Raw genomic sequence first — 12,291 nt, 5'->3', positions numbered from 1 at the left:
TATGGGACTGAAGTGGACAGACAGCCGTGAAATCGGCGAAGCGCTCTACGACGCGAACCCGGATCTCGATCCGAAGACCGTACGATTCACCGACATGCATCAGTGGATCTGCGATTTAGAGGATTTCGACGACGATCCCAACGCATCCAATGAAAAAATTCTGGAGGCGATTCTGTTAGTCTGGTTAGATGAAGCAGAATAAATAACAAAACGGGCTGCCTTCAGGCGGCCCGTTTGCTAGTTGCTAATAAGGAAAAATAAAATGACCGAAGCGATGAAGATTACGCTCTCGAATCAGCCTGCCGACGCGCGCTGGGGCGAGAAAGCCACCTACAGCATTAATAACGACGGCATTACCCTGCACCTGACGGGCAACGATGATTTGGGCCTGATCCAGCGCGCCGCGCGTAAGATTGACGGCCTTGGCATTAAGCATGTGTCGCTGGAAGGGGAAGGTTGGGACACCGACCGCAGCTGGGCGTTCTGGGCAGGCTACAAAGGGCCGAAAGGCACCCGTCAAATTGAGTGGGCGAACCTCGACGAAGCCGGTCAGAAAGAGCTGGAAAGCCGCCTGAACATTATCGACTGGGTGCGCGACACCATTAACGCACCGGCGGAAGAGCTGGGGCCGGAACAGCTGGCGCAGCGCGCCGTTGACCTGCTGTGCGGTGTGGCGGGCGAAAAGATGTCCTACCGCATCACTAAAGGGGAAGACCTGCGCGAGCAGAACTACATGGGTATCCACACCGTGGGCCGTGGCTCAGAGCGTCCTCCGGTCCTGCTGGCGCTGGATTACAACCCAACCGGCGACAAAGAAGCGCCGGTCTTTGCCTGTCTGGTCGGGAAAGGCATCACCTTCGACACCGGCGGCTACAGCCTGAAGCAGAGCGCATTCATGGACTCCATGAAGTCCGACATGGGCGGCGCGGCGACCATTACCGGCGCGCTGGCCTTCGCCATCACCCGTGGCCTGAACAAGCGCGTGAAGCTCTACCTGTGCTGCGCGGACAACATGGTGAGCGGCAACGCCTTCAAGCTGGGCGACATCATTCGCTACCGCAACGGTAAAAACGTTGAGGTGATGAACACCGACGCCGAAGGCCGTCTGGTGCTGGCCGATGGCCTGATCGACGCCTCTGCGCAGAAGCCGGAGCTGATTATCGACATGGCGACCCTGACCGGCGCGGCGAAAACTGCCCTGGGTAATGACTATCACGCCCTGTTCAGCTTCGACGACAAGCTGGCCGCTCGCCTGCTGGCCAGCGCGGCGGCGGAAAACGAACCGTTCTGGCGTCTGCCGCTGGCCGAGTTCCACCGCAGCCAGCTGCCGTCTAACTTCGCCGAGCTGAACAACACCGCGAGCGCAGCGTACCCGGCGGGGGCAAGCACCGCAGCAGGCTTCCTGTCTCACTTCGTTGAGAACTACCATGAAGGCTGGCTGCACATTGACTGCTCCGCAACCTACCGTAAAGCGGCGGTTGAGCAGTGGTCTGCGGGTGCGACCGGTCTGGGCGTGCGTACCGTAGCGAACCTGCTGACGGCTGAGTAATGCTCTTTGCCCTCACCCTAACCCTCTCCCCATGGGAGAGGGCAGGGGTGAGGGGGAAATTCGACATCTGGAATTGTTATGTCAGAAACCAAAAACGAATTAGAAACCCTGTTGGAGCAGGCGGCGACCGAGCCCGCCCACCGTCCGGCCTTTTTCCGCACGCTGCTGGAATCCACCGTCTGGGTACCGGGCACCGCAGCGGAAGGGGAGCAGGTTGTCGAAGACAGCGCGCTGGATCTGCTGCACTGGGAGAAAGACGACGGCACGTCGGTGATCCCGTTCTTTACCTCGCTCGAGGCCTTGCAGGAAGCGGTAGAAGACGAACAGGCGTTCGTGGTGATGCCGGTGCGCACGTTGTTCGAAATGACCCTGGGGCAGACGCTGTTCCTCAACGCCAAACTGCCGACCGGGAAAGAGTTTACTCCGCGCGAAATCAGCCACCTGATTGGTGACGAGGGCAACCCGCTCAGCACTCAGGAGGTGCTGGAAGGGGGCGAAACGCTGCTGCTGTCTGAAGTGGCCGAGCCGCCCGCGCAGATGATTGACTCCCTGACCACGCTGTTTAAAACCATCAAGCCGGTAAAACGCGCGTTTCTCTGCTCCATCAAAGAGAGCGCTGACGAAAAGCCTGTTCTGCTGATAGGGATTGAGGCCGACGGCGATATCGACGAGATCATCCAGGCGGCGGGAAGCGTGGCGACCGACACCCTGCCGGGCGATGAGCCGATTGATATCTGTCAGGTGAAGAAAGGTGAGAAGGGGATCAGCCACTTTATTACCGAGCACATTACCCCGTTCTACGAGCGTCGCTGGGGCGGCTTCCTGCGCGATCTTAAGACCAACCGCATTATCTGATTACAGCGGGGTGATCTTCACCCCGTTGCTTCCAGCAGCAGTAAATCCATCAGCAGCACCAGATTCGACTCAAACGACGTCACACCTGCGGCTTCGGCGGCGAAATGTACCGCTTCGTCATAGAGAGCAAAATGCACGTCCGCCATACCCGCCAGCGTATTGGCCGACGCGCGGGTAAACGCGACGATCGTCATGCCGACGTTTTTGGCGATCCGCGCTTTATCCAGTACCTGCTCCGTTTCGCCGCTGCGTGAAACGGCAATAAACACCTGATAGCGCGCGGCGTTGCTGAGAAAAATATTCCGGCTGTCTCCCGGCCCGGAGATGAACGCCGTTTTTCCTAGCACCTGCAACTTCTTGGTCAGGTACTCGGCAAAAAGGTACGAAAACCCGGCGCCGTAGAGAAAGAAGCTCTCTTTCTGGCGCAGCAGGCTGGCAAACTGCTGGCGTTTGTCCTGAGTGACCCACTGGAAGGTCTGCTGATAGTTGGCAACGAACCGGGTAAAAAGCGCGGGCATTTCCGCATGTTGCTCAGGCTGTACGGTGATATGCGGCGTGTCAGAAAGCAGCTGCTTGCAGTGCCAGATAAACTCGCTAAAGCCGCTAAACCCCAGCTTCTGGCACAGCCGCATAATCGTCGCGGTAGAGACAAATGTCGCCTGCGCCAGCTCGCGCACCGTGATGTTGCCCACCAGCAATGGATGCTCAGTGAGGTGGGCGAGGACGCGATACTCCGCGCGGGTCAGCGACGACCCGCGCGTTAACAGCGTTGCCAGGCGGTTATCCATTATTTCGCCGGTTCAACCGGCAGATCGTCTCGTGCACCCCATTCACTCCAGGCGCCGTCGTACAGGGTCACGTCATTTGCGCCAAGGGTTGCCAGCGCCAGGATCACCACGCAGGCCGTTACGCCGGAGCCGCAGCTTGCAATAACCGGACGATGCAAATCCACGCCCTGACGTTCAAAAATGGCACGCAATTCATCGGTGGTTTTCAGCTCGCCTTCAAACACCAGATCGCCCCACGGCACGTTCAGCGCCCCCGGGATATGTCCTCGTTTCAGTCCCGGTCGCGGCTCGTCCGCTTCTGCGTTGAAACGTGGAGCGGGACGCGCATCGACGATTTGCGCCGTGTTTTCGTGGCTCACGACCAGCACGTCGGTCAGGCGCTTGACCACGTTAGCGTCAAACGTGGCATCAAATTCCCCTTCCGGCAGCGTGACGTCACCCTGCTGAAGCGGTAGTTCGTCGCGCTTCCAGCCTGCAAGTCCGCCCGCCAGAATCGATACCTTTTCCACGCCGAAGTTTTTCAGCATCCACCACGCTCGCGGCGCGGAAAACAGATTACCTTCATCGTAAACAACAAGATGTTTATCTTTGCTGATGCCCAGCTCGCGCATCGCCACGGAAAACGCTTCCGGGCGAGGCAGCATGTGCGGCAGGGGAGAGGTGTGATCGGAGAGGGCTTCGATATCAAAAAATACCGCGCCAGGCAGGTGCCCTGCCCGGTATTCAGCGGGAACGTCACGATGCTCCTGGCCCGGAGGGGCCATGCGCGCGTCGATAATCTGAACTTCCGGGTCGTCGCCGTGCTCAATCAGCCAGTCGGCAGCGACAAAATATGAGGTGGACATGGTTGCCTCCATTCTTTTCCGTAAAAAAGGATTGTCGGTGTTTTTTCTGACACCGACAAGCTAACCACGTTCAACTCGCGAGCAAGCCCCTATTTTTTCACCGCTTCACCGTCCTGCCAGGCCTTTTGCAGCGCAGGCCAGTAGTCGCGGTTGGCTTCGATCATCTCATCCAGAATCGCTTTCGCGTGCTCCATGGTTGGCACGGTGCGGTTCAGAGTGAACGCCTGCAACGCTTTCTCGTAGCTGCCTTCGATGGTTGCCTCAACCAGCAGCTGTTCAGAGGCCAGCTGCTGTTGCAGGAGCGTCTGGTGGAACAGCGGCACCTGACCCACGCGGACAGGCTCCGGCCCTTCGGAAGTGATATAGGCAGGCACTTCCACCACCGCATCGTACGGCAGGTTGGTAATCGCCCCGCGGTTTTCCACCATCACCAGATGGCGTTGGCGCAGGTTGAATGCCAGCGAGCAGGCGACATCGACGATAAATTCGCCGTGAACACCTACGTGGAAGGCGTCCGGTAAGATCCCGCTGCGCTGGTACTCTTCGGCGGCGGCGAACAGCTTTTTCTCGCGCCCGTTCATCACTTCGTTGGCGCGGGTATAGTCCGGGTTTTGATGCTCCACAATCTGGTTTGGCATCAGGTAGTACTGTAGATACGGGTTCGGCAGGTACTCCGGGAAGTTATCCATAATCGGCTTGATGTTGCGCCAGGTTTTCACCCATGACGGATCGGAATGCTGCGGGTCGGTTTTTGCGGCATCTTCCGTCAGCAGGCCAAACTTCGCGATATGCTTACGCAGCGCCGGGAGCTTGTCTTCGCCGCCCACCAGCACGCGGGTAAACCAGCCGAAGTGGTTTAGGCCAAAATAGTCCACCTCCAGTTTATGACGATCCACGCCCAGAATGGCACCCATATTGCGCATCGCGGCAACCGGCATATCGCAGATGTTCAGCACGCGTGCGTTGGGGCGCAGGCGACGCACACCCTCAGCGACAATCGCCGCCGGGTTGGAGTAGTTCACGATCCAGGCTTTCTCGTGCGCGTAGCGATCGACCAGATCGATAAGCTCCACCATCGGCAGGATCGTGCGCAGGCCGTAGGCCAGCCCGCCGGGGCCGCAGGTTTCCTGGCCCACCACGCCGTGACGCAGCGGAATTTTTTCATCCTGCTCGCGCATCTTGTACTGCCCGACGCGCATCTGGGCGAAGACAAAATGCGCGCCGCTAAAGGCCACTTCTGGGTCGCTGGTGACCGTAAATTTGATGCTCTGGCTGTGGTCGCGAATAACCTTCTCCACCACGGGCGCGATGGTGTTCTGGCGCGCCTCGTCAATGTCATACAGGCGGATCTCTGCCAGAGGGAAATCGTGCAGACGCACCATCAGGCTTTTCACAATACCTGGCGTGTAAGTGCTACCGCCGCCGGCAATCGACAGAATAAATGGGGGTGTAAACATCTTTAGCTCCTTTCAGAGAAACGTCTCAACGGCTTCTCGCATTTTTTTGACATGCAGCCCGTAGACCACCTGAACGTTGTTACCTTGTTTGATAATCCCTTTCGCGCCGGTCGCTTTCAGGCGCGGTTCGTCGATGATGGCGACGTCCTTCACCGTGACGCGTAAGCGGGTGTAGCAGTTATCCACTACCTCTATATTTTCCCGACCGCCCAGACCCACAACGATCGATTCGCCCAGCCCGTCGTTATTGCCCTTCGCCTGGTACTCCTGCTTGCTGTAAAGGCGTGTCTCCTGGTCCTCATCTTCACGCCCCGGCGTTTTCATGTTGAAGCGCAGGATAAGGAAGCGGAACACCACAAAATAAAGGGCGAACATGATCAGCCCGACCACGATGTACATGGGCCAGTTGGACTTCTCCGTGCCGAGCGGCAGGTTGTAGAGGATGAAATCGATAATCCCGTTGGCGCCGATGGCGTGAACGCCAAACAGCGAGAACAGCATCATGCCGATACCGGTCAGCACCGCATGCACCACGAACAGCAGCGGGGCGACAAACAGGAAGGAGAACTCAATCGGCTCGGTTACGCCGACCAGCAGCGAGGTCAGCGCCGCCGGGATCAGAATCGCTTTCGCAATCGCTTTACGCTCTGGCTTCGCGGTCATGTACATCGCCAGCGCGGCGGCAGGAAGGCCGAACATCTTGCTGATGCCGCGCGCATCCCACACCACGGTACTGCTGAGCTGCTTCACGTCCGGGCAGGCCATCTCGGCGAAGTAGATATTGCGCGCGCCCTGGTAAGCCGTACCGCACACCTCCTGCGTACCGCCCAGTTCGGTATACAGGAACGGCGTATAGACCAGATGATGCAGGCCCGTCGGCACCAGAATGCGTTCAAGGAAACCGTAGATCGCCACGCCAAACGGACCGGACCCTTTGATCGCCAGCGCCAGGGCGCTTATTCCATGCTGTGCGTACGGCCAGAGTTCGCTCATGATCACGCCGAGCAGCATAGAGACAGGCAGCATTACAATCGCGACAAAGCAGTGGCCGGAGTAAATCGCCATCGCGCCGTTAAACTGGACACCGGAATATTTGTTGTACAGATAACCGGAGAGCGCCCCGGTCAGGATCCCGGCGAAAACGCCCATTTCCAGCACCTGGACGCCCAGCACCATGCTTTGTCCGGCGGCTTTCATCTGTTCCGCAGGGGCCAGTTCCCCCTGAAGCTGTAACGTCACGTTCATGGCATTGATAAACACGATAAAAGTTACCAGCCCAATCAGCGCCGCGTAGCCTTTGTCTCGGGTTGCCAGTCCAATGGGGATACCAACGGCAAACACCAGCGCCAGGTTGACCAGCACCGACACGGCAGACTTGGCGATCAGCTGGCCGACACTCTGGATCAGCGGGTGGCCAAGAAACGGCAGGTACTCGGCCAGATTGCCGTTACCCAGCACATTCCCAAAGGCGATAAACAGGCCTACGATGGGTAAGATAAGTACAGGTCCGTAAAGTGATTTTCCGAAATTTTGTAGGGCGTTCACGGCTCGTTTCATGGCTTTCTCTCTTATTGAACCGCGCACTCAGGGTGCGTCATGGTCATAAAACTAGCAGGCCTGATGCGAGCTTATCCAGCTATCTTCTTGTTTTAAAAACAAATGACGTGAAAGGTAACATGTGACGTTATGCGCTGTGATCGCGGTTCCATCACGGCGTAGCGGCGTGATGCCATTCTGCGAGGTGCTTTCCAGATTATAAAATTGGACTTTTTGTATTAACGAAACTTGCGGATAATACTTATCCGGACGATGACCAACAGGCCCCTCAGGCCAGGGATACAGGATGAAACCGTTTCGCTTAGCTGCGATCTCTCTCGCGCTGCTCACCACCTTTACGCTTGTCGGCTGTGATAACAGCGACGACAAACCTCAGGCCGCTGCCCCCGCAGCGTCTACTGCATCAGAAAAGAAAACCCCGGCAACACCGGATCCTGAAAAGCTGGCTAAGCTGGCCGCGCAGAGTCAGGGTAAGGCGTTGACGCTGCTGGATGCCTCGGAAGTGCAACTCGACGGCGCCGCGACGCTGGTTCTGACCTTCTCTGTACCGCTGGATCCCAGCCAGGATTTTGCGAAAACGGTACATGTGGTGGATAAAAAAAGCGGCAAAGTGGACGGCGCCTGGGAACTGGCCCCCAATCTGAAAGAGCTGCGCCTGCGCCATCTGGAGCCGAATCGTAATCTGGTTGTCACCGTCGAACGTGATTTGCTGGCGCTGAACAAAGCGACATTCGGCATTGACTATGAAAAAGCGATCACCACCCGGGATGTTGAACCGACGGTCGGATTCGCCAGCCGCGGATCGCTGCTGCCGGGTAAAGTGGTGGAAGGGTTGCCGGTGATGGCGCTCAACGTCAACAATGTGGACGTGAACTTCTACCGCGTTAAGCCGGAGTCGCTGGCCTCGTTTGTCAGCCAGTGGGAGTACCGTAACTCGCTGACCAACTGGGAATCTGACAATCTGCTGAAGATGGCGGAACTGGTCTACACCGGCCGTTTCGACCTCAACCCGGCGCGCAACACGCGTGAAAAACTGCTCCTGCCGCTCAAAGATATTAAGCCGCTCCAGCAGTCTGGCGTCTATATCGCCGTGATGAATCAGGCTGGTCACTATAACTACAGTAACGCCGCGACGCTCTTTACCTTAAGTGATATTGGGCTGTCCGCTCACCGTTATCATAACCGCCTGGACATCTTCACCCAGAGTCTTGAAAACGGTGCGGCGCAGTCAGGCGTGACCATTACCCTTCTGAACGATAAAGGGCAGACTCTGGCCGAGGCGAACAGCGACGCCGATGGTCATGCGAAACTGGAAACCGATAAAGAAGCCGCGCTGATCCTGGCCAGTAAAGATGGCCAGACCACGCTTCTTGATCTCAAACTTCCGGCGCTGGATCTGGCGGAGTTTGATATCGCCGGTAACCCGGGTTACAGCAAACAGTTCTTTATGTTTGGCCCGCGCGATCTCTATCGTCCGGGTGAAACGGTGATCCTGAACGGCCTGCTTCGCGACAGCGATGGCAAACCGCTTCTCGAGCAGCCGGTAAAACTTGACGTGCTGCGTCCGGACGGACAGGTGGCGCGTACGGTCGTTGTGCAACCTGAGAATGGCCTTTATCGCTTCAACTATTCGCTTGATAGCGGCGCCCAGACCGGCATGTGGCATATTCGCGCGAATACGGGGGATAACCAGCAGCGCATGTGGGATTTCCACGTCGAAGATTTTATGCCTGAGCGCATGGCGCTCAACCTGAGTGGACAAAAAACGCCGGTTTCACCGCAGGATAACGTCGACTTTAACGTGGTCGGCTATTACCTGTACGGCGCGCCAGCTAACGGCAATTCTCTGCAAGGCCAGCTTTTCCTGCGTCCGCTACGTGACGCGGTGCCTGCGCTGCGTGGCTTCCAGTTCGGTGATATTGCCGAGGAGAACCTGAGCCGCAGCCTGGATGAAGTGCAGCTTACGCTGGACGAACAGGGGCGCGGACAGGTTACCACCGAAAGCCAGTGGAAAGAGGTGCACTCGCCGCTGCAACTGATTTTGCAGGCCAGCCTGCTGGAATCAGGTGGGCGTCCGGTGACGCGACGCGCTGAGCAGTCCATCTGGCCGGCGGCTGAGCTGCCGGGTATTCGCCCTCAGTTCGCCAGCAAGGCGGTTTACGACTACCGCACCGATACTACCGTCAACCAGCCGATCGTCGACGAGAACGGCAACGCCAGCTTCGACATCGTCTATGCCGATGCCAGCGGAGCCAAAAAGGCCGTTTCCGGATTACAGGTACGACTGATTCGCGAGCGTCGTGACTACTTCTGGAACTGGTCCGAGAGTGAGGGCTGGCAGTCTCAGTTTGATCAAAAAGATCTGGTTGAGGGCGAGCAGGAGCTAAACCTCAAGGCCGATGAAACCGGTAAAGTCACCTTCCCGGTGGAGTGGGGCTCATACCGTCTGGAAGTGAAAGCCCCTGATGACATGGTCAGCAGCGTGCGCTTCTGGGCAGGCTACAGCTGGCAGGATAACAGCGACGGCACCGGGGCCGCGCGCCCTGACCGCGTGACGCTGAAACTGGATAAGCCATCCTATCAGCCAGGCGATACCATCCAACTGCGCATCGCCGCGCCGGCCGCAGGCAAGGGCTATGCGATGATCGAGTCCAGTGAAGGGCCGCTGTGGTGGAAAGAGATCGACGTACCGGCTAACGGTCTGGATCTCGCTATCCCGGTCGACAAGGCCTGGAAACGTCACGATCTCTATCTCAGCACGCTGGTGGTTCGTCCTGGCGATAAATCAAAATCCGCCACGCCAAAACGGGCGGTTGGCCTGCTGCATCTGCCAATGGGGGACGAAAATCGTCGCCTGAACATCGCACTGGATAACCCGCAAAAAATGCGTCCGAACCAGACGCTTTCTGTGAAAGTGAAAGCCAGCGTAAAAGAGGGGGCTGTGCCACAGAAGGTGAACGTGCTGGTCTCGGCTGTCGATAGCGGCGTGCTGAACATTACCGACTACGTCACGCCGGATCCGTGGCAAGCTTTCTTCGGTCAGAAGCGCTATGGCGCGGACATCTATGATGTTTACGGCCAGGTGATTGAAGGTCAGGGACGTCTGGCCGCACTGCGCTTTGGCGGAGACGGCGATGAACTGAAACGCGGCGGTAAGCCACCGGTGAACCATGTCACCATTATTGCCCAGCAGGCGCAGCCGGTTACGCTTGATGCCAACGGCGAAGGTACCATCACGCTGCCGATTGGCGATTTCAACGGTGAACTGCGTCTGATGGCGCAGGCCTGGACGGAAGACGATTTCGGCAGCAGCGAAAGCAAAATCATTGTGGCGGCTCCGATTATCACCGAGCTTAACACGCCGCGGTTCCTCGCAAGTGGCGATACCTCCCGCCTGACGCTGGACCTGACTAACCTGACTGACCAGCCGCAAACGCTGAACATTGCGTTAACCGCAGCCGGTAAGTTGTCGCTCGAAGGTGCTCAGCCAGAGCCGGTTAAGCTGCCGCCTGGCGCACGTAGCACCCTGTTTATACCGGTGCGTGCCCTGGAGGGCTATGGCGATGGGCAAGTGACTGCTCAGGTGACGGGCCTTCAGCTCCCAGGTGAGACGTTTGCGCCGCAGCAGAAGAGCTGGAAAATTGGCGTGCGTCCCGCATTCCCGGCGCAAACCGTGAATACGGGCACGATGCTGAATCCTGGCGAATCCTGGAGTGCGCCAGCACAGCATATCGAAGGTTTCTCGCCTGCCACGCTACAGGGGCAGCTGTTGCTCAGCGGTAAACCACCTTTGAACCTGGCGCGCTACATACGTGAACTTCAGGCCTATCCGTATGGATGTCTTGAGCAGACCACCAGCGGCCTGTTCCCGTCCCTCTACACCAACGCGGCACAGCTGAAGGCACTGGGCATTAAAGGCGATACCGACGATAAACGCCGTGCGGCCATTGATATCGGGATCTCCCGTCTGCTGCAAATGCAGCGTGACGATGGCGGTTTTGCCTTGTGGGATAAAAACGGCCCGGAAGAGTACTGGCTGACCGCCTATGTCACGGACTTCCTGGTGCGGGCAGGGGAGCAGGGTTACAGCGTGCCTGCCGAGGCGGTGAATAACGCCAACAGCCGACTGCTGCGCTATTTACAGGATCCGGGCATGATGTCCATCCGCTACAGCGACGACACCCAGGCCAGCAAATTTGCTGTCCAGGCGTATGCTTCGCTGGTGCTGGCGCGTCAGCAAAAAGCGCCGCTCGGTGCGCTGCGTGAAATCTGGGAGCGCCACGCTCAGGCTGCTTCCGGGCTTCCGTTGATGCAGCTGGGCATGGCACTCAAACTGATGGGGGATGCACCGCGCAGCCAGCAGGCGCTGGATCTGGCTCTCAAAACACCCCGTAACGACAGCCGAAACTGGATGGCGGATTACGGCAGCCAGCTGCGTGATAATGCCCTGATGCTCTCCCTGCTGGAAGAGTACAAGCTGCTGCCGGATGCGCAAAACAGGCTGCTGAACGCGTTATCTGAAGACGCGTTCAGCCAGCGCTGGCTGTCTACCCAGGAGAGCAATGCGCTATTCCTGGCCGGACGATCACTGCAAACCTTGTCAGGTGCGTGGCAGGCAACGACCTCTCTCTCTGAACAGACCCAGAGCAGTGATAAAGCGCAGGTAGAAAACCTGAACGGCGATCAGATTGGTGCGTTGAAGATGACGAATACCGGCACTACGCCGCTGTGGGTACGACTGGACACTACTGGCTATCCGGAGTATGCGCCTCAGCCATCCTCTAATGTCTTGCAGATTGAACGTCATATCCTTGCGACAGACGGCAGCAGCAAGTCGCTCTCTTCTCTGAAGAGCGGTGAACTGGTTCTGGTATGGCTGGAAGTGAAGGCCAGCCAGAACGTGCCGGATGCGCTGGTGGTGGATCTGCTCCCGGCAGGTCTGGAGCTGGAAAACCAGAATCTGGCGAGCAGCAGCGCCAGCTTGCAGGACAGCGGCAGTGAAGTGCAAAACCTGCTGAATCAGATGCAACAGTCTGATATTCAGCACATGGAATTCCGCGACGATCGCTTTGTGGCCGCGGTGCCGGTCAATGAAGGTCAGCCGGTCACGCTGGTTTACCTGGCCCGTGCCGTTACGCCGGGAACCTACCAGGTGCCTGTTCCGATGGTCGAGTCCATGTACGTTCCGCAGTGGCGGGCAACGGGGGCGGCCAGTGGCCCGCTGATCGTTGTTCCGTAAG

The 12,291-nt window shown here is 58.0% G+C and carries 8 protein-coding genes; 4 read left to right on the top strand and 4 right to left on the bottom strand.

The window, feature by feature from the left end; translation table 11 throughout:
* Position 1 precedes the first annotated feature (1 nt).
* From iscX to sseB, 3 genes are all read left to right on the top strand, one after another.
* Positions 2 to 202, top strand: a complete 201-nt coding sequence (gene iscX, locus ACOTX4_RS09085) for a Fe-S cluster assembly protein IscX (RefSeq protein ID WP_003860650.1) — start codon at positions 2 to 4, stop codon at positions 200 to 202.
* A 60-nt stretch (positions 203 to 262) separates the two neighbouring features.
* Positions 263 to 1,549 (top strand): aminopeptidase PepB, encoded by a 1,287-nt coding sequence (pepB, locus tag ACOTX4_RS09080; RefSeq protein WP_023325070.1) that lies wholly within the window; start codon positions 263 to 265, stop codon positions 1,547 to 1,549.
* Positions 1,550 to 1,627: 78 nt separating this feature from the next.
* On the top strand, positions 1,628 to 2,404 hold the full coding sequence (gene sseB / locus ACOTX4_RS09075; protein WP_023325069.1) for an enhanced serine sensitivity protein SseB: 777 nt from the start codon (positions 1,628 to 1,630) through the stop codon (positions 2,402 to 2,404).
* A gap of 17 nt (positions 2,405 to 2,421) precedes the next feature.
* Here the strand turns inward: sseB and ACOTX4_RS09070 are convergent, their stop codons facing one another.
* From ACOTX4_RS09070 to ACOTX4_RS09055, 4 genes are all read right to left on the bottom strand, one after another.
* Positions 2,422 to 3,192 carry a MurR/RpiR family transcriptional regulator gene (locus ACOTX4_RS09070; protein ID WP_015572161.1) on the bottom strand — a complete coding sequence of 257 codons (771 nt, stop codon included), beginning with the start codon at positions 3,190 to 3,192 and terminating at the stop codon, positions 2,422 to 2,424.
* Positions 3,192 to 4,037 (bottom strand): 3-mercaptopyruvate sulfurtransferase, encoded by an 846-nt coding sequence (sseA, locus tag ACOTX4_RS09065; protein WP_017383536.1) that lies wholly within the window; start codon positions 4,035 to 4,037, stop codon positions 3,192 to 3,194. Before sseA ends, ACOTX4_RS09070 begins: the two co-directional genes overlap by 1 nt.
* An 89-nt stretch (positions 4,038 to 4,126) precedes the next feature.
* Entirely contained in the window at positions 4,127 to 5,494 is a 1,368-nt protein-coding gene (locus tag ACOTX4_RS09060; RefSeq protein ID WP_045330502.1) for a 6-phospho-alpha-glucosidase, read from the bottom strand.
* Positions 5,495 to 5,506: 12 nt separating this feature from the next.
* Positions 5,507 to 7,051 (bottom strand): PTS transporter subunit EIIC, encoded by a 1,545-nt coding sequence (locus ACOTX4_RS09055; protein WP_045330500.1) that lies wholly within the window; start codon positions 7,049 to 7,051, stop codon positions 5,507 to 5,509.
* 286 nt (positions 7,052 to 7,337) lie between these two features.
* Between ACOTX4_RS09055 and ACOTX4_RS09050 the strand changes: the two genes are divergently transcribed.
* Complete coding sequence (locus ACOTX4_RS09050; protein WP_045330498.1) at positions 7,338 to 12,290, top strand: alpha-2-macroglobulin family protein; 4,953 nt, start codon at positions 7,338 to 7,340, stop codon at positions 12,288 to 12,290.
* Position 12,291 lies beyond the last annotated feature (1 nt).

Origin of the sequence: Enterobacter cloacae complex sp. IR5459, from assembly GCF_049238005.1 — a bacterium.
GTDB lineage: Bacteria > Pseudomonadota > Gammaproteobacteria > Enterobacterales > Enterobacteriaceae > Enterobacter > Enterobacter hormaechei_C.
This window is presented reverse-complemented; position numbering and strand designations above follow the sequence as displayed.

What these genes read in the sequence shown, in the direction of transcription:
- pepB (WP_023325070.1), top strand. Translation starts at nt 263, where the DNA reads ATGACCGAAGCGATGAAGATTACGCTCTCGAATCAGCCTGCCGACGCG.
- ACOTX4_RS09070 (WP_015572161.1), bottom strand. Translation starts at nt 3,192, where the DNA reads ATGGATAACCGCCTGGCAACGCTGTTAACGCGCGGGTCGTCGCTGACC.
- sseB (WP_023325069.1), top strand. Translation starts at nt 1,628, where the DNA reads ATGTCAGAAACCAAAAACGAATTAGAAACCCTGTTGGAGCAGGCGGCG.
- sseA (WP_017383536.1), bottom strand. Translation starts at nt 4,037, where the DNA reads ATGTCCACCTCATATTTTGTCGCTGCCGACTGGCTGATTGAGCACGGC.
- iscX (WP_003860650.1), top strand. Translation starts at nt 2, where the DNA reads ATGGGACTGAAGTGGACAGACAGCCGTGAAATCGGCGAAGCGCTCTAC.
- ACOTX4_RS09060 (WP_045330502.1), bottom strand. Translation starts at nt 5,494, where the DNA reads ATGTTTACACCCCCATTTATTCTGTCGATTGCCGGCGGCGGTAGCACT.
- ACOTX4_RS09055 (WP_045330500.1), bottom strand. Translation starts at nt 7,051, where the DNA reads ATGAAACGAGCCGTGAACGCCCTACAAAATTTCGGAAAATCACTTTAC.
- ACOTX4_RS09050 (WP_045330498.1), top strand. Translation starts at nt 7,338, where the DNA reads ATGAAACCGTTTCGCTTAGCTGCGATCTCTCTCGCGCTGCTCACCACC.